This window comes from Herbaspirillum sp. WKF16 (assembly GCF_028993615.1).
Taxonomy (GTDB): domain Bacteria; phylum Pseudomonadota; class Gammaproteobacteria; order Burkholderiales; family Burkholderiaceae_D; genus Herbaspirillum.
Window position 1 is genome coordinate 4,624,367 of sequence record NZ_CP118632.1, and the last position, 26,474, is coordinate 4,650,840.

Sequence of the window (26,474 nt, forward strand, 5' to 3'; positions counted from 1 at the left end):
GGTTGCGCTCGTGAAACCGGAACCCGCGCCATCCGCCCTGCGATGGGCAAAGCGGCGGCTGCGGAGACGCGGCCAGCCGCGCTCCATGCGAGTTCCTTGATTGAGGATGGCCGCGCAGGACCTGCGCGGCCGGACGGGAATGGCGCCTTACTTCCTGGTGGCGTCCTTCCATTGCTTGAGGAAGTCCAGGCGCTTCTTCTGGTCCAGGTATTCCAGCAGTTCTGCGGAGACCGGCATCGGTTTCAGGGCCGCGCCCAGCTGCCGGGTCAGTTCGGCCGAGGTGGTGGCGCCGCTGACGTCGTCGCGGATGGCGAACAGCTGGGCGTCATTGGCGATGATGGTCTGGCCGCGCCTGGAGAGGATGTAGTCCAGCCACAGCTTGGCGGCGTTGGTGTTCCTGGCCGACTTGTTGATGAAGATCACGCGCGAGAGCACCAGGTTGTAGTCCTTGGTGAAGGCCACGCCGATGGAGGGATCCTTCTTGGCGCGCACCAGCGCGTAGGGGCCGAGGATGTTGTAGCCGATCAGGTTCTCGCCCGAGGAGATGCGTTCCAGCATGGTGCCTGTGGACGACTGCACGCGCGCCGCGACGCCGCCCATGGCGCGGGCGAAGTCCCAGAATTGCGGGTTGAGCTTGAGGTCGTAGGTGATCAGCGAGAAGCCGACACCGGATTTCTCGATGTCGTAGGTGGTGACCTTGTTCCTGTACTTGTCGGCCTTGGCCGTCAGCAGCCTGGTGAATTCGGCGTGGGTGGAAGGCACCTCGGCCTCGGGCACCAGGCGCTTGTTGTAGACGATCGCGGCCGGCTCGAAGGTGGTGCCGTAGGCGGTGTCCTTCCAGTTGGCCCAGCCCGGCAGGGCGCCCGCTTCCGGCGAGCGGTAGGCCAGGCCGTAGCCTTCGGAGGCCAGCTTGACCTGCAGGTCCATCGAGGACGACCACATCACGTCGGCGGTGGCGCCGCCGGCCGCGGCCTCGGAGATGAAGCGGTTGTAGACCTCGGTGGAATTCATGTCGTTGTACTCGACCTTCACGCCCGGATAGAGCGCGCTGAAATCCCTGATCAGCGATTCGGCGGCCTTGGAGTCGGTGGTGCTGTAGATCACGACCTTGCCTTCCTTCTTGGCGCCGTCGACCACCCGGGCATAATCGCTCGGATAGCCGGCCGGCGCCTGCGCCGCGGCCGGGTTGATGAAAGCGACAGGCAAAGCGAGGGCGAGACCGAGCGCGACGCTCAGACGACGTTTGTGCAACATGGGTTCTCCTTGATGATGAAATGCGGCCGGCGCCCGGATCTCCGAAGGCAACGCCTGACGGCGTCATCGTCGATCCGTCAGCGCACCAGGCCTAGCTCCTGGGACTGCTTGCGGTATTGCGCAACCGTCTGCGCGATGTAATCGGTCAGCGCCTGCCCCGTCATGGCGAAGGGATACAGGCCGCCGGCGCTGCGCTGTCGATCGAAGGCGGGATCGGCCATCGCCTTGTCGAAGATCTCCACCCAGCGCCGGTAGTCCGCCTCCGGCGCATGCGGGCTCATGTAGAAGCCGCGGATGATGGGCCACACCACGTCATAGCCCTGCTCGCGCGCGGTCGGCACCGCGTGCAGCCGACCCGGCAGGCGCTGCTCGGACAGCACCGCGAGGATCCTGATCTTGCCTTCGGCGATGAAGTGCGCCGCTTCCGAGGCGTCGCCCGAGATCACCTGCACGTGGCCGGCCTGCAGCGCGGCGACGGAATCGCCGCCACCTTCCAGCGCCACGAAGCGGACCCGGCGCGGCTCGATGCCGGCGCGCCCGGCCAGCATCGCCATCTTCAACCAGTCCTGGCTGCCCACGGTGCCCGACAGGCCGACCGTGGTCCCGGCGGGATCCTTGCGGATCGCCTGCAGCAGCTCGCGCAGGTTGCGCCAGGGGGCATCGGCGCGCACCGCCACCATGCCGTAGTCGATGCCCACGCCGGCCACCCAGCGCACATCGCCCACGGCGGCCTTGCCGTACTTGCCCTGCGCCAGGTTGAGCAGCGAACCGCCGGAGAAGGTCACCAGCGTGTCGGGGCCGCCGCGGCGCTGCGACACCACCGAACTCCAGGCCACCGCGCCGATGCCGCCGGGCAGGTAGCTCAGCTTGACCGGCGCCTGCGAGCCCTCCTCCTTGAGCACCCGGCGCAGCATCTTGCAGGCGGCGTCCATGCCGCCGCCCGGCTTGGCCGGCACGATGCACTCCACCGCGATCGCGCACGGCGCCGCGCATGCCAACAGGCACGCGGCCAACATCGCGCGCAGCGTCACGGCCCTCATGGCGGGCCGGTCAGGCGCGACGGAAATGGAATGCGGGGGAAAGGCGGTGCGTCATGGTCTGGTCTCCTGCGTGTTCTTTTTTAATGTTGGCGCATGCTACAAGAAAAGTCTTTCAGCCGGCTTTCAGTGACGCTGCCCTCTTCACATTTTCGGCATACGCAGTTTCCGCAATTGCCATCCGGGCATTCCAAAGCGCGCAGCCCATCTGTTAGCATCCGCGCTGGAGACAAGCCGCACGCGCAACGCGCGCCGGCCAGGCATCAACACTATTCGAACAAGGCGGCATCATGCGCATCTTGCTGGTTGAAGACCATGTAGAACTTTCCCGCTGGCTGTCCAAGGCCCTGCAGGATTCCCATCTCACCGTGGAATGCGCGGCCAACGGCGCCGACGCCGACAGCCTTCTGCTGACGCAGGAATATGCGCTGGTGATCCTCGACCTGACGCTGCCCAGGATGGATGGGCTGGACGTCCTCAAGCGCATGCGCGCGCGCGGCAGCCGCACGCCGGTGCTGATCCTGACGGCGCGCGGCGGCCTGGCCGACCGCGTCAACGGCCTCAACCTGGGCGCCGACGACTACCTGGCCAAGCCCTTCGAACTGGAAGAGCTGGAGGCGCGCGTGAAGGCGCTGCTGCGGCGCACGCAGAACAACGAGGCGGTCACGGTGAGCTGCGGCGCGCTATCCTTCGACACGGTCTCGCGCACCTTCAGCTACGGCGGCGAATTGCTGGCGCTGACGCCGCGCGAGCATGCGGTGCTGGAGGCGCTGCTCACGCGCCACGGCCACACGGTGCCGAAGGAGAAATTGTTCCGCCAGGTGTTCTCGCTGGACGACAACGCCAGCGTCGACGCCATCGAGATCTACATCCACCGCCTGCGCAAGAAGCTCGAGCACGCCGGCGACGGCCGCGTCTCCATCACCACCCTGCGCGGCCTGGGCTACCTGCTGCAGGCGGCCTGATGGCGCCGCCCGCCAGGCTGGGCAGCCTGCGCAGCCAGCTGGTGCGCTGGCTGCTGATCCCGCTGATGCTGCTGGTCGCGGTGGATGCGGTCTCGGTCTACTACAACGCGCTGGAAGTGGCCGACCTGGCCTACGACCGCTCGCTGCTGGCCTCCACCCGCGCGCTGGCCGAGCGGGTCTCCATCAGCGACGGCCATGTCACGGCCGACGTCCCCTATGTGGCGCTGGACAGCTTCGAGACCGATACCCTGGGCCGCATCTACTACAAGGTCACCGGGCTGCAGGGCGAACTGGTCTCGGGCTACGGCGACCTGCCGCCGGTGCCGCCCGAGGTGCAGCGCTCGGAGGCCTATCCGGCGCTGGTGCGCTTCTACCAGGCCGACTACCACGACCAGCCGATCCGCATCGCCGCGCTGCTGCAGCCGGTGTACGACGACAGCATGCGCGGCATCGCGCTGATCCAGGTCGGCGAGACCATGGACACGCGCAACGGCATGACGCGCAAGATCCTGTTCGATACGCTGTGGCGCCAGGGCACGCTGGTGTCGGTGGCGGCGCTGCTGGTGTGGTTTGCGGTGCGCTTCGTGCTGCGTCCGGTGATGCAGCTGCGCGGCGAAGTCGAGTCGCGCGCGCCGACCGACCTCTCCGGATTCGACCCGGCGCTGGTGCACAAGGAGATGCGGCCGCTGGTGCTGGCCATGAACGGCTACATGGACCGGCTGCAGGCCCTGATCAGCGGCCAGCGCCGCTTCATCGCCGACGCCTCGCACCAGCTGCGCACGCCGCTGACGGTGCTGAAGACCCAGGCCGAGCTGACGCTGCGCGAGCTGCGGCGCGAGCATCTCGACGCGGCCGAGCTCAGGGAGCTGGTGACGGGCATGGCCCGCACCACCGACTCCACGGTGCACCTGGCCAACCGCCTGCTCACGCTGGCGCGCGCCGAGCATGGCGCGGCCGAAGGAGGCACGGCGCCGGTGTCGCTGACCGAGGCGGTGCGCCAGGTGGCGCTCGAACTGTCGCAGCAGGCGGTGGCGCGCGGCATCGAACTGGCCTTCGAGGGCGAGACCCAGATCCGCATCAACGGCAACGCGCTGCTGCTGCACGAGCTGATGGTCAACCTGTTGGACAACGCCATCCGCTACACGCCCGCGGGCGGGCGCATCACGCTGCGGGTGCGCACGGCCAGCGGGCCGGGACAGGCGACGGGAGCCTTGCTGGAAGTGGAGGACAACGGCCCCGGCATCGCCGAGGCCGAGCGCGAGCGGGTGTTCGAACCGTTTTACCGGGCCGGGGCGGCGCAACTGGCCAATCCCTCCGGCACCGGACTGGGCCTGGCCATCGTGCGCGAGATCGCCGCCCTGCACCATGCCGCCGTCACGTTGGACCGCCCGCGCGAGGGTGGCGGGCTGCTGGTGCGGATCGCCTTTCCGGGCGTGATCGAAGTGCTGCTGTAAAGTCTGCCGTGAAGCGAGGCGCCCGACTTGCTCAGGCGCCCTGCAGGCCGTCCAGCACGCGCGCCAGCTTGACCTTGAAATCGACCGCCGGCTGGTCGTCGCCGTCCTTGCGCTTTTCCACGGTCACCGCGTGGGTCACCATGTAGCCGGTGTAGGCGGCCAGCAGATCCTTGTTGATGTCGTCGCCGTTCTTGAGCGGCGTCCATCCCTGCGCGCCCAGCTCCTGCACCTCCATCCCGCTGCCGTTGAAGCTGATGCTGTAGGCCTGCGGCTTGCTCTGCTGCGCGAACTGCAGCAGGAAGTCGGCCATCGCATTGGTCGGATGGTCGCCGGCGAATTGCGTCACGGCGCTGCCCAGCGCCGCCTTGCGCTCGATCTCGGCGGCCGACAGGCGGGCGCCGATGCGCGCCGACAACGTCGGGTTGGCCGCCATCACCGCCTGGAAGGTGGCGTCGCGCGGATCGTCGGCCAGTTGCGGGCCGTTGGTCCCGGCCACGATGCGCATGGCCGGCGGCGCCGAGATGCCGGCCGCCTGCAACGCGGCATTGAGGTCGGCGGCCAGCGTGTCGCTGACGCCTGCGGCGGCGGCCGAGGTTTGCGAGGCGTTCTGCAGGATCTGCTGGAACACCGAGAGCGAGCCGTTGGCCGCGGTGCCGGCGCCGCCGGAATAGGAAGGCTGCCCGGTTTGCGTGATTGCGCTGATCATCTTGTTTTCCCGAAAAGGCGAGGGGCCGGTCTGAAGGCCTGACCAGCGAGAGGGTCTATTGTGAACCGTATCGTCTCGCCCGGCCCGTGGGAAAAGAGGGCATTTTTACCTTTACTTCGATTGACATTGCCAGCATGCCAATGCCTTGAAGCGCCGCCTGTGTTTCAATGACAGCTCTACCAACGCATGCGCCGACGGAATGTCACTCCCCCTGCTCAAACTCCCCTCCCTGGACCTGCTGCGCGGCTTCGTCGCCGCCGGACGCCGCATGAGCATTACCCTGGCGGCGCAGGACCTGTGCCTGACGCAATCCGCAGTGAGCCGACAAATCCATGCGCTGGAGGAATTCATCGGCCTGCGCCTGCTGGTGCGCGGCCACCGCGCGATCTCCTTCACACCCGAGGGCGAGCGGCTGTTTCGCAGCGCCGACGCGGTGCTGCAACAGTTGCAGGATGTGCTGGGGGAGTTGCGCGCCACCCAGGCCGCGCGACCGGTCACGGTCACCGCCAGCATCGGCGTGACCGGACTATGGCTGCTGCCGCGCCTGTCCGGCCTGCGGCAGCGCCTGCCCGGCATCGATGTCCGGGTGGCGGCCAGCGACAGCGTGGCCGACCTGCGCCATGAGGGCATCGACCTGGCGATCCGCTACACCACGCCCGCCGGCGTGCCGGCCGGGGCGCGCCGGCTGTTCGGCGAATCGGTGGCGCCGGTGGCGCATCCCCTGCTGCTGGACGGCGCGCGCACCCTGCCGGCGGACGCGCCGCTGCTGGAGTTCGACCATCCCAGCCCCTGGCTGAAATGGGAGCAATGGGAACCATGGCAGTCGCAGCAAGCGCATCCGGGGGACGGCGGCGGCAAGCGCGGCATGCTGCGCTTCAACCAGTACGACATGGTGATCCGCGCGGCGCTGGCCGGCCAGGGCGTGGCGCTGGGGCGCATCGAACTGATCCGGCCCCTGCTGGAAAGCGGCCAGTTGGTCGTGCTGACCGAGCCGCGCGCGCAGGCGCCGGACGGCCATGCCTACTGGCTGATCCAGGCCGAGGCCGAACCGCGACGCGAGGTGCTGCAGGTGGCCGAATGGATCTGCGGCGAGGCGGCCGCCGGCGGCTAACGCAAGGCGCGGCAATGCGCCAGCGCGTCGTCCAGGCGGTCGTCACCCCAGAACATCTCGCGCCCGACGAAGAAGGTCGGCGCCCCGAAGATGCCGCGCCAGCGCGCCGCCGCCGTCTGCGCGCGCAACCTGGCGCGCCATTCCTCGGACTGGGCCTCGGCCCACAGCGCGTGCGCAGGCAGGCCCATCTCGCGCAGCACGGCGAGCGTAACCTCTGGCGTGGCGATATCGCGGTCATCGACGAAATTCCTCTGCATCACGCGGCGACAGAACTCCCCCACCCACGGCAGCTGCGCATTGGCCAGCGCCACCCGCGTGGGCGGCACCGCCGCGCGCGGGAAGACGCTGGGCTGGCGCCAGGGCAGGCCGTATTTGCGGCACTGGCGGCGCAGGTCGATCCAGGCGTAGTCGCCCTTCTCCTTTTGCAGCACGAACGGCGACGTGCTCCAGCCCAGCGCCTGGAACACCGGCCCCAGCAGGAAGGGCTTCCACTGCACGGCCACGCCCGCCCCGGCGGCGGCTTCCTCGATGCGCATCGCGCTGAGGTAGCTGTAGCTGCTGCCGAAGTCGAACCAGAACTCGATGACCGGCGCACTCATGCGTGCACCACCAGGCAGCGCAGTTCGATGCTCTCGCGCAGCGGCGCCCCGGCCGGAATCTCAGGCAGGTCGAAAGCGGCATGCGGGGTGAAGCGCGCCACCCCCTCGGTGCGTGAATCGTACTGCTTGAACAGCAGGGCCTCGTGTCGGTCCATCCACGAAAAATACGACCACCGGTGATGCGCCCCGTGATGCAGCTGGTAGATCTCGCCGGTGCGCCGGGGATAGCGCACCTCGCCGCGCACCAGTTCCTCGCGGCGCACGCTGCGCGCGTCGCACACGGCCAGCGGCGTATCCTGCACCGGCCCCTTGATGGAGCGCCAGATGTTGATGATGGAGAAATGCTGCACGAACGGCATCAGGTCGGACGCGCTCAACACAAGCGCCAGCCGGCGCCGTCCCGACTGCTCGGTGTAGTCGTTGTGGATGCGGCCGTTGGCCGCCGGCGGGCCGCCCGGCTCCTTGCGGCCGAAGCCGAGCGGCGTGCGGCCGGCCTCGCGTCGCCGCACCAGGTGGTCGAACACATAGGCGTGCGTGCCGCCGGTGGCCTGCAGGGCCAGCGCGATGGCCTCCTCGTAGTAGGTCGAGACGATCTCCTCTTCGTCGCCAAAGTCGCGCACCGCCGTCGGCGCATCGACCAGCAGGAAACCGTTGCCATCCAGCGAGTGGCCGCTTGTCCCGCGCGCATCGGCGATGAAGCAGGCGCGCGACTCGTAGGCCGCGCTTTCCCAGGGTTGTCCCGGCGGCGGCTGGAAAGCGTAGCTGACGGGTTCGCGCGCGTCGGCGGCGAGGTAGCTCAATGCGGCGGTGACGCCGGCGGCCGCGTGACGCGGGGCGCGGACTATTGCGGATGACGACATGGCCTTCTCCTGGCGTAAGTTGACATACGCATTGGAGCATCGGCGCGCCGGCCGCTCAAACGAGATTTTCCACCGTTCACATGCATGCGGCGCATGCGAAAAAATAGGCCACCCGTACCGCCAGGCCCCAACAAAATTTAGTCAACAAATCTAGTTCTTGTTCGATGTTCATCAGGCATCGCCATCACTACCATGCGCATCGATCAGTGGCCTGAGAGCGCTTGATCCGCCCCTGGCCCAGGTCGGCATTCATCCCCGCAATCGCCGTCGCCAATCCGCAAGAACGCCTCTCCGCCCGCCTTCCCTATCGTCCTGCACGGAGAGCCACGATGCTTGCTTCGAACCTCATTCCCCTTTCCCTCACGGCCGCCGACCGTACCGGCTGCTGACATGGCTGCGCGCAAAGACCTGGCCGTACTCAAGGCCGCCCGCGCCGGTGACGCCCAAGCACAGCTGGCGCTCGGCATCCGCTATTGCCTGGGCAACGGCAGCCTGCCACGCAGCCAGGAGACGGCGCTTTACTGGCTCGAACGGGCGGCCAGGCAAGGACTGAAGGATGCGTGGGAAATGATAGGAAAAAGCATTTCCTACGATCTGATCTGCACGCTGCCGCATCCCCGCGACGCGGCAGGCTGGTACGAATACGCATATGAATCTGGCGTAGCCGAGGCGGGCCGGATATTTGCGCGCCTGGTGATGGAGCATCCCGGCCATCCCGGGTGCGACGAAAAGAAGCGGGCGCTGGCGATCCTCAAACAACTCGCCGACCACGACGATCACGACGCGCAATGGCTCCTGGCGCAACACATGGCTGCGATTGAAAGAGCAGGCGCATCTAACGGACAGCCGCCTGCCGGCATCGATGATGCGCTGGCCGGATCCAGGCAGTACTGGATTTCCCAAGCGGCGCAGGCCGGCATCGCGGAAGCGAGCCATGCCATGCTGGAGGGAAACTGGGCCGCGTCCGACTTTGCCGCGTTCCGCGCGACGGCCGCACCGCTGGCGCAGCGGATATTGGACGATTGCGCACGAAAAACCCGTACCGGCCGCGCCCCTTCGGCAACCGGCGCCGAATCCCCGCTGGCGCTACGGGATGCCCGCCTGCTTGCGCGATACGCGGAACTCCTCCTGCGCGATGCCGAGCCGGATATCGTCCATGCCCAGAGATTGCTGGAACCGGCGGCCGCAGCCGGCGACCAGCAGGCCCGGTACCGGCTCGGACTGCTTCATGCCCGCCTGGATGAACAGGGTGAACGCGCTTTCCCCGGATACGGGCTGGCCAACTACATTGCCGCCGTCCCATGGCTGTCGGCTGCCGCCGAAGGCGGTCTCGCGGCGGCGTGGTACGCGCTCTCCGTCGTCCACTCCAAGGCCGAATTCTCTCAACGCGACCTTGCGGCCTCACGCCTCTGCCTCGAACGCAGCGCAGAAATGGGATTGGCCATCGCGCAATTCCAGAATGCCAAACACATCTGGCGCAACAGGCGGGAAGGCTCCCGGCATGACGTACGTGCTCTCTACTGGTGGAAGAGGGCGGCCGACCAGGGATTGCCGGCGGCGCAGGAGGCAATTCTCGGCTTTTCCGCACCGGACGCAAGCCTGACTTGGGCTGCGCCGATCTGCGCGGCGCTTTCATCGAAATTACGCAATGCGCATCCGTTTCTGTGCACACGGCTGGACCTTGCTGCCGCCTTCGGCCTGACGCGCGCCGAAGCCCTGCTTGTGGATGTCAGGGAGGCAGACCACGGCCACTGCATGGCGGTCGACATCGGCAAATACCATGCCCGGAGCAGGCGACGCCTCATCCTGATCCAGACATGCGAACAACGCCGCGTGCTGGATCTCATTTCGCGCCTTTTCAGCGACATTGACGCCGGTTTCCAGGGACCGGAGGGCAACTACCGCCAGCGCCAGTATCGCCTGAACACGGTCCTGACGGCGCTGGCCTGCGCACTTTCCCAGCCGCTGCAAGCGGATGTCGAACCCACCGCTTAACAGCCGGAATTCAACATCCTGAAGGCGGCCAAATACAACAGAACTTCAGCTCATTTACCCGTCGACACCGAAAGTTTTTCTTTTATTTACAAACGTCAAGTCACGAAGAAAAGGAACACGTAAGGTTCAGCAATCCGTCTCAAGCGGATCTCAAAGACCAATTTTAGAAGGAAGTCACATGAAAAAATCTGTGCTCACACTGACCGTCCTCGGCGCATTCGCCGGCACTGCCCAAGCGCAAAGCTCCGTCATCATCTATGGCATCATCGACACTGGCGTCGTCTACACCAGCAAGGCCGTCAACGCAACCGGCACCGGCAGCAAGTTCAGCATAAACTCCGGCGTGATCCAGGGTTCCCGCATCGGCTTCAAGGGCGTGGAAGACCTGGGCGGCGGCCTGAGTGCGGTGTTCAACCTGGAGACCGGCTTCAAGAACGACACCGGCGCGCTGGATGATTCCAAGACCAGCAACACCCTGTTCCGCCGCAAGTCGGTGGTCGGCTTGGCCGGTGGCTTCGGCACCGTGCTGCTGGGCCGCCAAACCGACTTCGCAGACACCATCTCTTCCATGACTTCCGTGGCCGACTTCAGCGGTTTCACCGGCGCCGTAGGCCACAACCTGGATCGCCTGGAAGGCACCCGTTCCAACAATTCCATTTCCTATACCACCAACAACCTGAACGGCTTCACCGGCAACCTGATCTACGGTTTCGGCGAACAAGCCGGCCAGACCTCCGCCGGCCAGGCCTTCGGCGCGGGCGCGAAGTATGAAAACGGTCCGCTGGGCCTGGGCATCAACTACTATCAGTCCAAACAGGGTTCGACCCCGTCCGACACCTCGCTGCTGGTGGGCTCCACCGGCTTGGGCGACACCACTGCCGCCGGCAAGAGCGCGGCCAAGGTTCTGAACGTGGTCGGCAGCTACCAGTTCGGCCCGGCCCGCGTATACGCCAACTACTCGCGCGTCAAGCAAGACCTGAACATCGGCACTCCGGCGACCCTGGCCGCCGCGACTCTGGCGACGGCCCGCAAGGCAGATGTGTACGAGATCGGCACCGCCTACTCGATCACTCCCAGCCTGAAGCTGCTGGGCGCAGTCACCCAAACCCGTGCCGATTTCAACAGCTCGTCCAAGGGCAAGTTGACGCAGATCAGCCTGGGTGCCGACTACTGGCTGTCCAAGCGTACCGACCTGTACGCGCTGCTGGCGAACATGCGTGCCACGAGCATGGCCAACGCGGGCGTGCTCGGCGACACCACCGGCAGCGATGCCAGCCAGACTGTCGTGGCTCTGGGTATCCGTCACAAGTTCTGACCGACACATGCCGGACGGCGCCGCTCCGATACGGCGTCGACAGGAACGACAAGAGGCCTTGCGTTGCAAGGCCTCTTTTGTTTGAATCGGATCGCTCTCCATCCGCCACTTCTTCCGTTGCAGCATCGGCGCGCGCAACACGCCCGTCACCGTAAAAAAACGGTGTTACCCGTGAAGGCAACACCGTATCAAATACTGCTCATCTCAAGACTATTCAGGCATCACGCTCAGAACTTGTGACGCAGGCCCACGCGCAACACGTTCTGGGTCGAATCGTCATACGCGCCGAAATCGGCGGCGTTGTTGATCACGCCCGGGTTGACCACGTCCTGCGCGCGCAGGTTGCTCCACATCGCGTACACGTCGGTGCGCTTGGACAGGAAGTAATCCACGCCCAGGTTGAACTGGGTGGTCTTGCCCTTGCCGGAGAAGGTGCTGTTGGCGGCGCGGTTGAAGTCCATGCGGCTGTGGATCACGCTGCCCAGCAGGTGCAGGTTCTGGTTCAGCGTATAGTCCACGCCGATGTCGAAGATGTTGGCCTTGCGCGCGGCGCCCACCGACGACAGGCGGGTTGCCTGGTTGGCGGCGGTCGGGCGCTTGCCTTGCGACCATGCGCCGTACAGCTTGGCCGGGCCGAACTGATAGCTGGAGCCGATGGTGAAGGTCTTCAGGTTGGTGTCGCCGGCGGCGGCCGGCGGCGTGGTCTGCGCCGCAGACAGCTTGGTCTGGAAATACGCCGCGCCGATGCCGAACGGGCCGTTGGCATAGTTGCCGCCGATGCCGAAGCCCTGGCCGGCGGAGGTCTGGCCGGCGACTTCGCCGAACGCGTAGTACAGGCTACCGGTGAAGCCGCTCAGGTTGGCGGTGTCGAAGCGCACCGAGTTGTCGTTGCGGCCGGTGGAGGTGCGGTCGATGTTGTTGGCGTGCGCGCCCTTCTGGCCGTTGGAGCCGAAGGTCTGCGCCGAGGTGTACTTGGAGCCGATGTCATCCAGGTAGTCCGCCTGGCGGCCGACGGTCACGGTGCCGAAGGAACCGGACAGGCCGACCACCGACTTGCGGTCGAAGATCACGCCGGCCGAGTTCATGCCGCCGTTGTCGCCGTTGAAGCCGTTCTCCAGCACGAAGATCGCCTTCAGGCCGCCGCCCAGGTCTTCCGTGCCGCGAAAGCCGATGCGCGAGCTCGACGCGGTGCCCGAATCGACGCCGAAGCGCGATCCGTTTTCGTTCACGCCGGCCTTTTTGACGTTGGACATGTAGGTCACGCCGGTGTCGATGAGACCGTAGATGGTGACGCTGCTTTGCGCTTGCGCGGCGGTCGAGGCGATCAGCCCGAGAGCGGCCAATGCAAATGCTGTCTTTTTCATGAATATCCCTGAAAGTTTGAAATAAAAGGTCGAGTCGACCCCGGGCCCTTTTCCGAGGACCCTGCACCTCCGGCAGAAATGAGGGGACGAGATCGCCCCTGCGCTGGATCGCGCATTCATCAAAGCCGGAATCCGATGGCGTTTTTGTTGGCGGCGCCGTCATCCCCGCGCCGCGTTGCGTACAGGACTCTCTGGTCCGTTGAAACGGCCGCGCATGCTGGTGCGCGCGTGCCGGGTGTGCGTCATCGTTCAGTCGACTGCTTGTCAGCCATTTGTCAGTTTCAGCACGCAGCGGACTATACGTGGCAATTTTTACTTACGTGTTACAAGGGTGAAATCTTTCCCGGCGGGATGCGAAATCCTGCACAAGGGTTCACCCGCATGCGTCATGCGGCCGATGAGGTAGAATCCCGCCATCAGTCAGCCAGACACCCGCGCCAAGGCCCGAGCTTCCCGCGCTCGCGCGCCATGTACCCGACGGGCCTGCCAGCCGCCCTCGTCTTTCCGCCCCCGCCCAATGCAGCCAGGCCCGATCCGGCTTATGCTTGAACCATGCGCGCGGCCGCGGATCCCATGACGAGGTCATGTCCTGGCGAGCCCGGCGCGCCAGCAGCGGCCTTGCCGCCAACCGAACCACGCTGCTCCATTCCATTGCGATGAATACCGTTATCGAACGCCCCGCCCTGCTTTCCGCGCGCCTCAAGCACGAGACCGCGACGCTGCATGAACAGATGCACGCGCTCATGGAGCGCGCGCGGCCCTTCGCCGATCGCGCGCACTACGCGCGCTTCGTGGCCGCGCAGTACCACTTCCAGCGCGACGTCGAACACCTGTTCGACGATCCCGCCATCCAGGCCGCCGTGCCCGACCTCCAGGTGCGCGGGCGCGAGGCCGCGGCGCTGGCCGACCTGGCGGACCTGGGGGCGGCGCCCGGCGAGGAAGCGCTCGCCAGCCGAGGCGTGGCCATGCCGGCGGCGCTTGGGTGGCTGTATGTATCGGAAGGTTCGACGCTGGGCGCGGCCTTCCTGCTCAAGGAGGCCAAGGACAAGCTGGGCCTGACGGAGACCTTCGGCGCGCGCAACCTGGCGGCCTATCCGGAAGGGCGCGCCCTGGTCTGGCGCCGCTTCGTCGGTTTCCTCGACCGCCCCGCGCTGGCGCCGGCCGAACACGATGCCGTGCTGGCCGGCGCGGCGGCCGCCTTCGGGCGCTTCGGCGACTTGCTCAAGCGGCATTTCGCGCTGGATTGAGCAGGCCTGCAGCACGCGTCATGGATACCCGCGTTCCAGGCGAGCCTCCCAAGGCCGAGCCGCCAGTCCGGGCGCGGCTGGCGCCGGCGCGCACCCGCTGGCTGTGGCTGGCGCTGGCCTACGCCAGCCTGGGCATGGGCATCGTCGCCATCTTCATCCCCGGCATCCCGACCACCGAATTCATCCTGCTCTCGGCCTGGGCCGCCGGCCGCGGCTCGCCCCGCCTGCAGCGCTGGCTGGAAGCCCACCCGATGTTCGGCCCGATGATCCACAACTGGCGCAACGGCCGCGTGGTGGCGCGACGCGCCAAGATCAGCGCCTCACTGATGATGAGCCTGTGCCTGGTAATCATGCTGTTCACCGTCCGGCACCGCTGGGTGATCGTACTGGCCGCGCTGGGCATGGCCGCCGGCGCGGCGTGGATGTGGTCGCGGCCGGATCGGGTGGAGGACAGCAAACCCGGAGAAGGCGCTGAGAAGTAAGCCTTCTCTTTTGCCTCAACCTCGGCTTGACGACACCGGGACGACAGGGAGGAGATGGATAGCACCTCCTCATGTTCAAGTTCTTCCTTAGTCGTTCCTGCGAAAGCAGGAACCCAGCGTCGTTCTATGGTCGTCGAGGCATGACAAACGTCACTGGGTCCCCGCTTTCGCGGGGACGACGGATTAAAGAAAGCGATGAGAGATGGCTTGACGCTGAAGTGAGGACCCAGCGTCGTCCGTCATGCTGCACCCGCAATGAAAAAGGCCCGCGCCGTCAACACGGCGCGGGCCCGTTCATCTCTCTACATCCTCCGCATCAGGTGATTGACGACGACACCTTCCACAAATCGACGTCGCCATCGGTGGCGTGGCTGTCGATCTGCTTCAACTCTTCGGCGGTAAAGTCCAGCTTCTTGAGCGCGTCCAGCGAATCGTCCAGCTGCTCGATGGTGCGCGCGCCGATCAGCGCCGAGGTCACGCGCGCATCGCGCAGCACCCAGGCGATCGCCATCTGGGCCAGGGTCTGGCCGCGCTTGTTTGCCACTTCGTTCAAGGCGCGGATGCGCGCCAGGTTTTCCGGCGACAGCATGCGCTGCGGCAGCGAAGGCGCGCGGGTCACGCGCGCGCCTTCGGGAACGCCGTCCAGGTACTTCGAGGTCAGCAGCCCCTGCGCCAGCGGCGAGAAGCCGATGCAGCCCACGCCCAGTTCTTCCAGCGCCGGCAGCAGGCCTCCTTCGATGCTGCGGTTGAGCATCGAGTAGTTGGGCTGGTGGATCAGCAGCGGCACGCCTTCGCTCTTGAGGATGGCCGCGGCGCGGCGGGTGAGCTCCGGCGAGTAGGACGAGATGCCGACATACAGCGCCTTGCCCTGGCGGTGCAGGTGGGCCAGCGCGCCCATGGTCTCTTCCAGCGGCGTGTCGGCGTCGACGCGGTGCGAGTAGAAGATGTCGACGTAGTCCAGGCCCATGCGACGCAGGCTCTGCTCGCAGCTGGCGATCAGGTGCTTGCGCGCGCCGCTGGGGCCGCCGTAGGGCCCCGGCCACATCTGCCAGCCGGCCTTGCTGGAGATCACCAGCTCGTCGCGATACGGGGCAAAATCCTTGGCCAGCCAGCGGCCGAAATTCTCTTCGGCCGAGCCGGCCGGCGGACCGTAGTTGTTGGCCAGGTCGAAGTGGGTGACGCCGCGATCGAAGGCGCGGCGCAGCACGGCGCGGCCGGTCTCGAAATTGTCGACGCCGCCGAAGTTCTGCCACAGTCCCAGCGAGACGGCCGGCAGCAGCAGACCGCTCCTGCCGGTGCGGCGGTACGGCATCTGGCCATCGTAGCGGGACGGATCGGCGATATAGGTCATGAGTGTCCTTTGCTTGTATTGCTCAAGGTTCTTGTAGGAAGCGATGGCGCGCCATCGGAGGGGAAAGCCCGGCAAAGTCTACGCCGTCATTTCTTGTTTTTTAAATTGAATATAACGATGCGATTGATCTGTCCGGCAGATGGATCCCGATCATTGCCCCTTCAGCGCGCCGGCAGCACGATGGTGGCCACCAGGCCACCCTCCGGATGATTGCGCAGCAGCAGTTCGCCGCCGTGCGCCTGCACGATGTTGCGCGAGATGCCCAGGCCCAGGCCCATGCCGCCGCTGTTGCGGGCGCGCCCGTGCTCCAGCCGCACATAGGGCTGGAACAGGGTGCCCATGGCGTCTTCCGGCACGCCCGGGCCGTGGTCGCGGATCTCGATCTCGACCAGCTCCCCGCCGATGCCTTGCGAAGGCCGGATCGCGATCTCGACCTTCTGGCCATAGAACAACGCGTTATCGAACAGGTTGCCGATGGCGCGCTTCAGGGCCAGCGGCTTGGCGTGCACGTTCACGCCGGAAGGGGTGAACGCGATCTCGTGGCCGGCCATCTTGGCGTCGCGGATCATGCGCGTCACCAGCGCGTCCAGCCGCACCTCGGTGCGGTTTTCGTGGATGTCGCTGTCCTTCACCGATTGCAGCGCGCCCTTGACCATCATGTCGAGCTCGTCGAGGTCGTCGTGGAATTCGGTGCGCATGTCGTCGTCGTCCATCAGCTCGGTGCGCAGCTTCAGACGCGTGATGGGCGTGCGCAGGTCGTGCGAGATCGAGACGAACAGCCGCTCGCGGTCTTCCAGGTAGCGCTTTATGCGCTCGCGCATGCCGGAGAAGGCGCGCGCCGTCTTGACGTATTCGCGGCTGCCGGTGCCGGGCAGCTGGGGCACGGTCTCGCCCTTGCCGAAGGCTTCGGCGGCGTCGGCCAGCGCGGCCAGCGGACGCGTGGTCCAGCGCACCACCAGGATGGTCAGCAACAGGATCGCCGCCAGCGACAGGCCTTGCAGCACCAGCCGGTCCAGCCACAGCGGGTTGCCGCTGTCGAGGAAGTAGGGATTGGGCATCAACGCGGCCAGGTACAGCCAGCGCCCGTTCTCCACCTGCATCTGGATCACCAGCACCGGCGCCGAATTGGGCTTGGTCAGCAGGATGTGCTGCACCCAGTTGTCGGGCAGGTCGCCGACCTTGAGGCCGTCGCTGGAGACCTGCAGGTTGTCGGGCCAGGCGAAGTCCAGCCTGGCCTCGGGCATGAAGGGGAGATCGTCGCGCAAGGTCTGGGCGGCGACGTCGATGGCTACCGCCGCCAGCGGGTTGTCGCCGATGGGCGTGACCGGCACCACCGAACTGTTGGCGTTGATGAAGAAGCGCGTGCCGCCCATCTCGCGCAGTTGCTGGATCATCAGCGGCCGGTAGTTGGCGGGCAGGCTCAGGAAGTAGCGGATCGCCACCGAGGCGCTGTGCGCCAGGTGCTGCGCCGCGACCCGGGTTTCGGCCTCGGACTTGCTGCGCAGCTGCGCGGCCCAGATCAGGCCGCCGGCCACCTGGGTCACCAACACGCCGAAGATCATCACCACCGACAGGCGGCCCAGCAACGAGTTGGGCAACATCCAGTCCAGCAATGCGCCCAGCCGGCCGCGCAGCGTGGCCGGCCGCGCCGATGCGGGGAAGGCGGCAACGGGCTCGGCCGCTGCCGCCGGGGTGGCGTCGTTCATGATGGGAGGGCGCTCAGGCGGCCGCGGCGCTGACGTCGGCCGAGAACACGTAGCCGGCCCCGCGCACGGTCTTGATCAGGTGCGGCTGGCGGCCGCCGTCGTTCAGGCGCAGGCGCAGCTTGCTGATCTGCACGTCCAGCGAGCGGTCCAGCGGGCCGGCGTCGCGTCCGCGGGTCTCCTCGCACAGCACATTGCGGTCCAGCACGTCGCCGGGATGCTCGACGAAGTATTTCAGCAGCTGGTAATCCATGCCGGTCAGCGACACCACGCCGCCGGCGCTGTCGAGCAGGGTGCGCTCGACCGTGTCGAGCGTGAAGCCGACGAAGCGGTAGTAGCGCGGCGCGTTGGCGCTGTCGATGCCGATGCGGCGGTGGATCGCCTTGATGCGCGCCAGCAGTTCACGCGGGCTGTAGGGCTTGGCGATGTAGTCGTCGGCGCCCAGCTCCAGGCCGACCACGCGGTCGGTCTCGTCTGAGCTGGCGGTGAGCATGATGATGGGCACGTTCGACTTGCGCCGTACCGTCTTGCACAGCGCGAAGCCGTCGGTGTCGGGCAACATCACGTCCAGGATCACCAGCGAGAGCTCATCGGCAAAGCGCGTGAACTCGGCCAGGAAGGCCGCGCCGTCGTGCGCCAGACGCACCTCGTACTGGTTCTTTTCCAGATAGGCCTTCAGCAGCGTGCGGGTCTTCTGGTCGTCGTCGACAATCAATATCTTGCGTGTCATGGCTGCCGCTCCATCTCCAAATCCAATGTCGGTTCTTGATTCTTGTCAGTCGTTGCGATGGCGCGAGAGCGTTCGCGCGATCGCCGCCAGTCGCTTCTGCGCCTGTTCTTCCGTCACGCCGCGGTCCAGGAAGAATCGCTGCACCTCGGCGATGATGGCGTCCTTGGTCGTCTCGTCGGTGGCCATGCGGTGCACCAGGCTGGGCGCCTGGTAGGCCGGGCCGCGGCTGAAGGCGCGCCACGAGTCGCGCGCGCAGCGGTCCATGTGCGGGTCCGGCGCGCGCCAGACCGGGATGGATCCCTTGAATTTATTGTATTCCGACTGCACCGCGGGCGAACCCACGATCTGCGCCAGCGTCTCCTGCATGGACTGGTTCGCGTAATTCCCGGCGAACATGGCCAGCGTGTCGGTGCTGTACAAATGGTACTCGCCGGTGCCGGGCACCGGGACGCAGCCGAACTGCTGGTCCACCGTCAGGCCCCAGGCGCTGAACTCGCCCTTGGCCCAGTCGCCCATGATGAACATCGCCGCCTCGCCGCTGACCATGCTGCGCGCCACCTCGGTCCAGGGACGCTCGCGCACCGGCTGCGCCATGGCGTCGCCCAGCTTGCGCAGCTGCCTGAGGATATGCAGCATGCGCGAGTCGGCGTAGGCGCTGGGCCGCATCTCGACGAACAGCTGGCGGTAATAGCCCGGCCCGCTCTCGGCCAGCGCCAGGTTCTCGAACAGCGTGGCGACCTGCCAGGCCTCGGCGCTCTGCGCCAGCGGCGTGATGCCGGCATTGCGCAGCGCCTGCGCCACGCGGTTGAAATCGTCCCAGGTCCGGGGCGGGGTCAGCCCCAGCCGGTTGAAGATCGCCACGTTGTAGAACAGCGTATTGATGCGGTGGATGCCCAGCGGCGCGGCCACCACATGGCCGCGGTTGTTAAGCAGCTGCCACACGGTGGGAAACATCTGCTTTTCCCAGTTGCCCTGCACGGCGACATTGTCCAGCTCCAGCAGCAGGCCGAGGTCGGCCCATTCGCCGAAGATCACGCCGTTCAATTGCGTGACCTCGGGCGCGCGGTTGGCCAGCACCATGCTCTTCAGTACCTTGCCGGCGCCCATGCCGGCGCCGCCGGGAATGGAGATGTCGCGCCATTGGATATCCTGCCTGGCCAACTGGTTCATGACCACATCGAGCGCGCGCCGTTCCCCGGCCGAGGTCCACCAGTGCAGCACCTGCAGCGAACGCGCCGGAGCGGGGGCCGGCGCCGGCGGCGCCGCCACGGTCTGCGCCAGCGCCCGCCCCTGCATCGGCAGCGCTGCAAGCGCCGCGAGCAGGCATGCGGCGGCGCCTCGCGAGAGGGCCGGACCGATGCGCGCGACGACGGACCGTTTCCTTTTTATCATTATGATGTGTGTCTCCAAACCGGAACAGACTATAGCCGGGCGCCTGCCATTGCGCAATTTCAGATATAAGCTCTTCAGTGCGCTTGGACGCCTGAAGAAGCATTAAGTCGCTTCAGGCCATGTAAAGAAATGTAATCTTGTTTTTTCTTATCTTGTTTCGGCGCGGCGCGCCTGTGCGGCGGCGCACGCGGCTTGCAGGCCGTCCCGGCCGCGGCGCATGTTGCGGCCCATGTAAGGATATGTAATCCCGCGCCCGCGCCCTCAGGATTTTAATCCTTTCAAATCAAACAGTTAGACATTGCGCGGCGACGCCCCGCCAATGCTCGCATCACACGTCCCCCGGTGCTAACGTCAGCCCGCTGTCTCTGCAGTTGCCCATTGTCCGAGCACCCGCGGCTGCTGCAGCAACCATCAAGCAGGCATACCAACGATAAGCAAGGAGACCTTGATGCACAACACCAAGAAGGCGGGCGGGTTCCCGTTCGTGAAAAAACTGATGGCCTCGGCCACCTGCGCCGGCGCGCTGGCCATGGCGATGGCCGGCGGCCATGCCCAAGCCGGCAACCTGACCATCGAAAGCTGGCGGGTGGACGACCTGCAGCTGTGGCAGGACGTGCTGATCCCGGCATTCCAGAAAAAGAACCCCGGCATCACCGTGAAGTTCTCGCCCACCGCGCCCACCGAATACGACTCCAGCCTGGCCGCGCGCCTGGCCGGCGGCACCGCCGGCGACCTGGTGGCCTGCCGCCCGTTCGACGTCTCGCTGTCGCTGTACAACAAGGGCCACCTGGAAAAGCTGGACGGCAAGTCCGGCATGGAATTCTTCGCGCCGGCAGCCAAGACCGCCTGGCAGAGCGACGACGGCAAGGACACCTTCTGCATGCCGATCGCCTCCGTGATCCATGGCTTCTTCTACAACACCAAGATCTTCAAGGAACTGAACCTGGAGCCGCCCAAGACCGAGGCGGAATTCTTCAAGCTGCTCGACGCCGTCAAGGCCAACGGCAAGTACACGCCGCTGGTGATGGGCACCTCCGAGCAATGGGAATCGCACCAGGTGCTGTTCACCGGCATCGGCCCCAACTACTGGAAGGGCGAGGAAGGCCGCAAGGCGCTGATCTCGGGCAAGGCCAAGTTCACCGATCCGCAATTCGTGGCGGCCTGGGAATATGAAGCCAAGCTGGCGCAGTACCTGCCCAAGGGCGCCTCGGCGCAGACCTACAGCGACAGCCAGAACATGTTCGCGCTGGGCCGCGGCGCGGTCTACCCGGCCGGCTCCTGGGACATCGCCTACTTCAACGGCAAGCTGGACATGGGCGCCTTCCCGCCGCCGGTGCCCAAGGCCGGCGACGCCTGCTACATCTCGGACCACAACGACATCGGCATGGGCGTGAACAAGAAATCCAAGAACAAGGAAGACGCCTACAAGTTCCTGGCCTGGCTGGGTTCGCAGGAGTTCGCCGACCTCTACACCAACAAGGTCACCGGCTTCTTCTCGCTGTCCAACCACCTGATCTCGGTGAAGGATCCGATCGCCAAGCAGATGATCGGCTGGCGCAAGGGTTGCGCCTCGACCATCCGCGTGAACTCGCAGATCCTCAACCGCGGCACCCCGAGCATGGAAAACGAGATGTGGAACGTCAACGCCCAGGTCCTGAACGGCAAGCTCACTCCCAAGGATGCGGCCGCCAAGATCCAGGCCGGATTCGCCAAGTGGTACAAGCCGCAACAGTAACAACATAAGCGGCGCGGCGCCTCGCCATCGGCGGGGCGCCGCAGTCGGATAACAAGAGGAGACCGGGCAACGGCGCGCCAAGACGCCGGCCTTTTTTCCCTCGCCGCACCCTCAGGAGACGCAGTGAAAAAAGTCCGCGCATGGCAGCTGCTGGTATTTCTCGCGCCTGCCGTCATCATCTACTCCATGTTCAGCGCCCTGCCCCTGGCCGATACGCTGCGCCTGGGCTTCTACACCAGCAACGACGCCGGTGTGCGCAGCTTCGTCGGCCTCGACAACTACCGCACCATCCTGTTCGATCCCGACTGGTCGGCCGCCTTCTGGAACGCGATGTGGAACAACATCAAGTTCTTCTGCATCCACATGGCGCTGCAAAACCCGATCGGCCTGCTGCTGGCGACGCTGTTCAGCCTCAAGGGCCTGCGCGGCGCGCGCACCTACCGCACGCTGATCTTCCTGCCGACCTTGCTGTCGGTGGTGATCATCGGCTTCATCTGGCAGCTGATCCTCTCGCCGCTGTGGGGCGTGGGCGAGAAACTGATGGGACTGGTCGGCCTGGCCGACTGGTTCGGCCCCTGGCTGGGACAGGAATCGACCGCGCTCCTGACGCTGTCGCTGATCTCGGTGTGGCAATACATCGGCATCCCGATGATGCTGATCTACGCGGCGCTGCTGGCGGTGCCAGATGAGGTGCTGGAGGCGGCGCACGCCGAAGGCGCGAGCGGCCTGCGCATCTTCTGGCAGATCAAGCTGCCGCTGATCTACCCGACGCTGGGGCTGGTGACCATCCTGACCTTCGTGGCCAACTTCAACGCCTTCGACCTGATCTACTCGGTCAAGGGCGCGCTGGCCGGCCCCAACTATTCGGCCGACCTGCTGGGCACCTACTTCTACCGCACCTTCTTCGGCTACCAGGCGCAGATCGGCAGCCCGACCATGGGCGCGGCCGTGGCAACGCTGATGTTCCTGGTGATCCTGGCCGGCGTGGGCGCCTACTTCGTCATGGTGCAGCGGCGCCTGACCCGCTACGCGCTATAAGCGCAAGGACGAACCGATGCCTACTTCTTCCACACCCTACACCGGACAAGCCTCGCCGGCCGCGCCGCCGACGCTGGCGCAGCGCAGCTTCGGCGCGGCCGGCCACCTCTGGGTGCACTTCGTGCTGTGCATCTACGCGGTGATCGCGCTGTTCCCGATCGCGCTGATCCTGATCAACTCGGTCAAGACCCGCAGCGCCATCTTCGACGGCCCGATGGCGCTGCCCACCGCCGAGACCCTGACCCTGGTGGGCTTCCAGAAAGTGCTCTCGGGCACCCACTTCCTGCTCTACTTCGGCAACAGCCTGGTGGTCACGCTGGGTTCGCTGGTACTCATCGTGCTGTTCGGCGCGATGGCCGGATGGGCGCTGTCGGAATATAAATTCCCCGGTAACCGCGTGCTCAACTTCTTCCTGGCCATCGGCATCATGATCCCGATCCGGCTGGGCACGGTTTCCATCCTGCAGTTGATCGTGGCGCTGGACCTGATCAACACGCGGACCGCGCTGATCCTGGTCTACACCGCCCAGGGCCTGCCGCTGGCGGTGATGATCCTGTCCGAATTCATCCGCCAGATCCCGACCGAGCTGAAGGACGCCGCGCGCTGCGACGGCGTGGGCGAGATCGCCATCTTCTTCCAGGTGATCCTGCCGCTGATCCGCCCGGCCATCGCCACCGTGGCGGTGTTCACCATGATCCCGGCGTGGAACGACCTGTGGTTCCCGCTGATCCTGGCGCCCGGCGAAGACACCCGCACCGTCACCCTGGGCGTGCAACAGTTCATCGGCCAGTACGCCACCGACTGGAATTCGGTGCTGGCCGCGCTGTCGATGGCGGTGATCCCGATCCTGCTGCTGTACGTGGCGTTCTCGCGCCAGCTGATCCGCGGCCTGACGTCCGGCGCCGTGAAGTAAAACCATTGGAACCGATATGGCAAACGTAAGCATAGAAAACCTGCGCAAGACCTACGACGGCCGCGCCGATGTCCTGGCCGGACTGAACCTCGACATCCGCGACGGCGAATTCTGCGTGCTGGTCGGGCCCTCGGGCTGCGGCAAGTCGACGCTGCTGCGCATGCTGTGCGGCCTGGAAGACATCAGCGGCGGCCAGCTGGCCATCGGCGGCAAGGTGGTCAACCACTTGCCGCCGGCCGAACGCGGCATCGCCATGGTGTTCCAGAGCTATGCGCTGTATCCGCACATGACGGTGTACAAGAACATGGCCTTCGGCCTGAAGGTGGCCGGCAGCAGCAAGAGCGAGATCGACGAGCGCATCCGCCACGCCGCCGGCATCCTGAAGATCGACCACCTGCTGCAGCGGCTGCCGCGCGAACTCTCCGGCGGCCAGCGCCAGCGCGTGGCGATCGGCCGCGCCATCGTGCGCAAGCCGCGCCTGTTCCTGTTCGACGAGCCTCTCTCCAACCTCGACGCCGCGCTGCGCGTGCAGACCCGGCTGGAGATCGCCAAGCTGCACAAGCAGCTGGGGGCCACCATCGTCTACGTCACCCACGACCAGGTCGAGGCGATGACGCTGGGCGACAAGATCGTGGTGATGCACGAGGGCCGCATCCAGCAGGCCGGCACGCCGCTGGAGCTGTACCAGCAGCCGCAGAACCTGTTCGTGGCCGGCTTCATCGGCTCGCCGAAAATGAACTTCCTGCCGGCCACCGTGGCCGAAGCATCGGCCGACGGATTGTTGCTGGAGATCGCCGGCGGCGCGCGCCTGCGGGCCGAGGTGGCGCCCGGCGCCACGCGCGCCGGCGACCAGGTGACGCTGGGCCTGCGCGCCGAGCAGATCCGCGAGAACGGCGACGGCCCGGAGCGCCTGGGCGGCACGGTGAACCTGGTCGAGCACCTGGGCGAGGCCAACTTCATCTACCTGACGCTGGACGGCGGGCAAGACATCGTGGTGCGCGGCGACGGCAACCGCAACGTGGAGATCGGCCAGCGCCTGGCGCTCTCGGCCGACAGCCACGCCTTCCACGTGTTCGCCGCCGACGGCCAGGCGCTGCCCCGCCTGAAGCCGGGCAACCTGCAATCGTCGCGGCGGCACTGAACGCAACCGGATCGCACACGCATATGGCATCCATCGACTACCTGATCGGCGTGGACGGCGGCGGCACCAAGACCCTGGTGCGGCTGGCCCGCCCCGACCGCCGCGTGCTGGCCCAGGCCTCCGGCCCCGGCTCGGCGCTGCGCAATGGCCCGGGCGCCGCCTGGAACGTCATCGTCGCCGCCATCGGCCAAGCCTTCGCCAACGCCGGCCTGCCGCTGGCGCCTGACGCCAGCCTGGCGGTGGGCATCGGCATCGCCGGCTACAACGTGGCGCAGTGGGCGGCCGACTTCCGCGCCTGCGCCCCCGGCTTCGGCGCGCTGGAGATCGCCAATGACGGCGTGACCACCCTGCTGGGCGCGCACGAAGGCCGCGCCGGCGCGGTGATCGCAGTGGGCACCGGCACCATCGGCATCGCCGCCGACATCGACGGCCGCCAGCGCGTGGTGGACGGCTGGGGCTTCCCCACCGGCGACGACGGCAGCGGCGCCTGGATCGGCATGCGCGCCGTGCACCACGCCCAGCTGGCGCTGGACGGACGCGCCGCGCGCGGCCCGATGACCGAGGCGGTGCTGGCGCTGTGCCGCGAGGAAGCTGCCGCCGACGACGCCCAGGACGAGCGCGCCGCGCTGCTCGACTGGCTGTCGCTGGCCGACCAGGCCGCCTTCGCGCGGGTGGCGCGCCCGGTGGTGGCCAACGCCGGCGGCGACGCCGCCGCGCGCGGCCTGCTGCAGGCCGCCGCCGCCGAGATCGCGCTGATGGCCGAGACGCTCGATCCGTCGCGGCGCCTGCCGCTGGCGCTGTCGGGCGGACTGGCCGCGGCGCTGCAACCGTATCTCGATGCGCGGCTGCGCCAGCGCATCGTCCCGGCCCGTTCCGACGCCGCCGACGGCGCGCTGCTGCTGGCGCAGCGCGCCATGCAATCCAGCAAGCAATGATCCAGGAACCGATCCCATGAACTCCATCGACAACATCCATGGCAACGTGCTGACCCCGCAAGGCTGGGTCAGCGGCGACATCGTCTTTGACGAGCGCATCCGCTCCATCGAAGGGCGTCCGCTGCGGCGCGAGCCGCGCATCATCGACGAGGGCGACTACATCCTGCCCGGCTTCATCGACCTGCACGTGCACGGCGGCGGCGGGCGCGACGTGATGGAAGGCGGCGACGCGGTCGATACCCTGACCCGGCTGCATGCGCGCCACGGCACCACCAGCCTCTTGGCCACCACCATGACGGCGCCGCTGGACGAGCTGGAGCGCGCACTCAAGGCGGTCGGCGCGGCCTGCCGCGAACGCGCCGCCGGCCGCGCGCGCATCCTCGGCGTGCACCTGGAAGGACCCTACATCAATCCCGGCAAGCTGGGCGCGCAGCCCGACTTCGCCATCGAGGCATCACTGGAACAGGTCGACTACCTCAACAGCCTGGCGCCCCTGAAGCTGATCACCATCGCGCCGGAAGTCGACGGCCACCTGAAGCTGGTCTGCAAGCTGGCCAACCGCGGCCTGAAGGTGCAGATCGGCCATACGCTGGGCAGCTACGACGACGGCGTGGCGGCGCTGGCGCACGGCGCCTCGGGCTTCACCCATTTGTTCAACGCGATGAGCGGCTTCCACCATCGCGAGCCCGGCATGGCCGGCGCCGCACTGGCCCACGCCAAGTACGCCGAACTGATTCCCGACCTGCTGCACGTGCATCCCGGCGCCATCCGCGCCGCGCTGCGCGCCATCCCGCGCCTGTACTGCGTGACCGACTCCACCGCCGCGGCCGGGATGCCCGACGGCGACTACGCGCTGGGCCGCCAGGTGGTGCACAAGTGCGCCGGCGGCGTGCGCCTGGACGACGGCACGCTGGCCGGCAGCATCCTGACCATGGACCAGGCGCTGCGCAACCTGGTGTCGCTGGGCCTGGACGTGGCCGAAGCCTCGCTGCGCACCTCGACCTATCCGGCCGACTATCTCGGCCTGGCCGATCGCGGCCGCCTCACCGCCGGCTGCCATGCCGACATCATCGTGATGGACCGGCAATTCGCCATCAAGGCCGTTTATGTGGAAGGAGAAAAGATTGACCTCGCCGATGCCTGACCA

The 26,474-nt window shown here is 66.7% G+C and carries 24 protein-coding genes; 14 read left to right on the forward strand and 10 right to left on the reverse strand.

Annotated features, from left to right (window positions below; all coding sequences use genetic code 11):
• Positions 1–147 precede the first annotated feature (147 nt).
• Together Herbaro_RS20865 and Herbaro_RS20870 are read right to left on the reverse strand one after the other, a co-directional pair.
• Complete coding sequence (locus Herbaro_RS20865; RefSeq protein WP_275011517.1) at positions 148–1,254, reverse strand: ABC transporter substrate-binding protein; 1,107 nt, start codon at positions 1,252–1,254, stop codon at positions 148–150.
• Positions 1,255–1,331: 77 nt separating this feature from the next.
• Positions 1,332–2,294 (reverse strand): tripartite tricarboxylate transporter substrate binding protein, encoded by a 963-nt coding sequence (locus Herbaro_RS20870; RefSeq protein WP_275011518.1) that lies wholly within the window; start codon positions 2,292–2,294, stop codon positions 1,332–1,334.
• Here Herbaro_RS20870 and Herbaro_RS20875 point away from each other — a divergent pair.
• The 3 genes from Herbaro_RS20875 (at position 2,185) to Herbaro_RS20885 (ending at position 4,710) form a co-directional block, all read left to right on the forward strand.
• Positions 2,185–2,424 carry a hypothetical protein gene (locus tag Herbaro_RS20875; RefSeq protein WP_275014086.1) on the forward strand — a complete coding sequence of 80 codons (240 nt, stop codon included), beginning with the start codon at positions 2,185–2,187 and terminating at the stop codon, positions 2,422–2,424. The two genes, Herbaro_RS20870 and Herbaro_RS20875, sit on opposite strands and share 110 nt — an antisense overlap.
• A 157-nt stretch (positions 2,425–2,581) precedes the next feature.
• A complete protein-coding gene (locus Herbaro_RS20880) occupies positions 2,582–3,256 on the forward strand; it encodes a response regulator (protein WP_275011519.1) in 675 nt (224 codons plus the stop codon).
• Complete coding sequence (locus Herbaro_RS20885; RefSeq protein WP_275011520.1) at positions 3,256–4,710, forward strand: sensor histidine kinase; 1,455 nt, start codon at positions 3,256–3,258, stop codon at positions 4,708–4,710. Before Herbaro_RS20880 ends, Herbaro_RS20885 begins: the two co-directional genes overlap by 1 nt.
• A gap of 31 nt (positions 4,711–4,741) precedes the next feature.
• On the opposite strand, the gene Herbaro_RS20890 is transcribed toward Herbaro_RS20885, so the two are convergent.
• Positions 4,742–5,416: a hypothetical protein gene (locus tag Herbaro_RS20890; protein WP_275011521.1), complete on the reverse strand. Its 675-nt coding sequence runs from the start codon at positions 5,414–5,416 to the stop codon at positions 4,742–4,744.
• 199 nt (positions 5,417–5,615) lie between these two features.
• Between Herbaro_RS20890 and Herbaro_RS20895 the strand changes: the two genes are divergently transcribed.
• On the forward strand, positions 5,616–6,527 hold the full coding sequence (locus Herbaro_RS20895; protein ID WP_275011522.1) for a LysR substrate-binding domain-containing protein: 912 nt from the start codon (positions 5,616–5,618) through the stop codon (positions 6,525–6,527).
• On the opposite strand, the gene Herbaro_RS20900 is transcribed toward Herbaro_RS20895, so the two are convergent.
• Together Herbaro_RS20900 and Herbaro_RS20905 are read right to left on the reverse strand one after the other, a co-directional pair.
• Positions 6,524–7,126 (reverse strand): 2-hydroxychromene-2-carboxylate isomerase, encoded by a 603-nt coding sequence (locus Herbaro_RS20900; RefSeq protein WP_275011523.1) that lies wholly within the window; start codon positions 7,124–7,126, stop codon positions 6,524–6,526. The two genes, Herbaro_RS20895 and Herbaro_RS20900, sit on opposite strands and share 4 nt — an antisense overlap.
• A complete protein-coding gene (locus Herbaro_RS20905; RefSeq protein ID WP_275011524.1) occupies positions 7,123–7,986 on the reverse strand; it encodes a CmcJ/NvfI family oxidoreductase in 864 nt (287 codons plus the stop codon). Before Herbaro_RS20905 ends, Herbaro_RS20900 begins: the two co-directional genes overlap by 4 nt.
• Before the next feature lie 390 nt (positions 7,987–8,376).
• On the opposite strand from Herbaro_RS20905, the gene Herbaro_RS20910 reads away from it, so the two are divergent.
• Positions 8,377–9,981, forward strand: coding sequence for an SEL1-like repeat protein (locus Herbaro_RS20910; RefSeq protein ID WP_275011525.1), 1,605 nt, complete (start codon positions 8,377–8,379; stop codon positions 9,979–9,981).
• 178 nt (positions 9,982–10,159) lie between these two features.
• A complete protein-coding gene (locus Herbaro_RS20915; protein WP_275011526.1) occupies positions 10,160–11,296 on the forward strand; it encodes a porin in 1,137 nt (378 codons plus the stop codon).
• Between the two features lie 227 nt (positions 11,297–11,523).
• Here Herbaro_RS20915 and Herbaro_RS20920 read toward each other — a convergent pair whose 3' ends face one another.
• Positions 11,524–12,660, reverse strand: a complete 1,137-nt coding sequence (locus tag Herbaro_RS20920) for a porin (protein WP_275011527.1) — start codon at positions 12,658–12,660, stop codon at positions 11,524–11,526.
• 656 nt (positions 12,661–13,316) lie between these two features.
• Here Herbaro_RS20920 and Herbaro_RS20925 point away from each other — a divergent pair.
• Entirely contained in the window at positions 13,317–13,907 is a 591-nt protein-coding gene (locus Herbaro_RS20925) for a biliverdin-producing heme oxygenase (RefSeq protein ID WP_275014067.1), read from the forward strand.
• A gap of 20 nt (positions 13,908–13,927) precedes the next feature.
• Positions 13,928–14,389, forward strand: a complete 462-nt coding sequence (locus Herbaro_RS20930; protein ID WP_275011528.1) for a YbaN family protein — start codon at positions 13,928–13,930, stop codon at positions 14,387–14,389.
• Between the two features lie 316 nt (positions 14,390–14,705).
• Here the strand turns inward: Herbaro_RS20930 and mgrA are convergent, their stop codons facing one another.
• The 4 genes from mgrA to Herbaro_RS20950 all read right to left on the reverse strand — a co-directional run bounded on the left by mgrA (position 14,706) and on the right by Herbaro_RS20950 (position 19,469).
• Complete coding sequence (mgrA, locus tag Herbaro_RS20935) at positions 14,706–15,740, reverse strand: L-glyceraldehyde 3-phosphate reductase (RefSeq protein WP_275011529.1); 1,035 nt, start codon at positions 15,738–15,740, stop codon at positions 14,706–14,708.
• A 161-nt stretch (positions 15,741–15,901) separates the two neighbouring features.
• Positions 15,902–17,446: an ATP-binding protein gene (locus Herbaro_RS20940; protein ID WP_446719288.1), complete on the reverse strand. Its 1,545-nt coding sequence runs from the start codon at positions 17,444–17,446 to the stop codon at positions 15,902–15,904.
• A 13-nt stretch (positions 17,447–17,459) separates the two neighbouring features.
• Complete coding sequence (locus Herbaro_RS20945) at positions 17,460–18,173, reverse strand: response regulator (protein WP_275011530.1); 714 nt, start codon at positions 18,171–18,173, stop codon at positions 17,460–17,462.
• Between the two features lie 45 nt (positions 18,174–18,218).
• Positions 18,219–19,469, reverse strand: a complete 1,251-nt coding sequence (locus tag Herbaro_RS20950; protein ID WP_275011531.1) for an ABC transporter substrate-binding protein — start codon at positions 19,467–19,469, stop codon at positions 18,219–18,221.
• 544 nt (positions 19,470–20,013) lie between these two features.
• Here Herbaro_RS20950 and Herbaro_RS20955 point away from each other — a divergent pair.
• From Herbaro_RS20955 to nagA, 6 genes are all read left to right on the forward strand, one after another.
• Complete coding sequence (locus Herbaro_RS20955; RefSeq protein ID WP_446719289.1) at positions 20,014–21,300, forward strand: ABC transporter substrate-binding protein; 1,287 nt, start codon at positions 20,014–20,016, stop codon at positions 21,298–21,300.
• Positions 21,301–21,423: 123 nt separating this feature from the next.
• The gene (locus Herbaro_RS20960) at positions 21,424–22,338 is read left to right on the forward strand and encodes a carbohydrate ABC transporter permease (RefSeq protein ID WP_275011532.1); all 915 of its coding nucleotides are present in this window, start codon (positions 21,424–21,426) and stop codon (positions 22,336–22,338) included.
• Between the two features lie 16 nt (positions 22,339–22,354).
• Complete coding sequence (locus tag Herbaro_RS20965; RefSeq protein ID WP_275011533.1) at positions 22,355–23,251, forward strand: carbohydrate ABC transporter permease; 897 nt, start codon at positions 22,355–22,357, stop codon at positions 23,249–23,251.
• Between the two features lie 16 nt (positions 23,252–23,267).
• Complete coding sequence (locus Herbaro_RS20970; protein WP_275011534.1) at positions 23,268–24,392, forward strand: ABC transporter ATP-binding protein; 1,125 nt, start codon at positions 23,268–23,270, stop codon at positions 24,390–24,392.
• 23 nt (positions 24,393–24,415) lie between these two features.
• A complete protein-coding gene (locus Herbaro_RS20975) occupies positions 24,416–25,327 on the forward strand; it encodes a glucosamine kinase nucleotide-binding domain-containing protein (RefSeq protein WP_275011535.1) in 912 nt (303 codons plus the stop codon).
• A 16-nt stretch (positions 25,328–25,343) separates the two neighbouring features.
• Entirely contained in the window at positions 25,344–26,471 is a 1,128-nt protein-coding gene (gene nagA / locus Herbaro_RS20980) for an N-acetylglucosamine-6-phosphate deacetylase (RefSeq protein WP_275011536.1), read from the forward strand.
• Positions 26,472–26,474 lie beyond the last annotated feature (3 nt).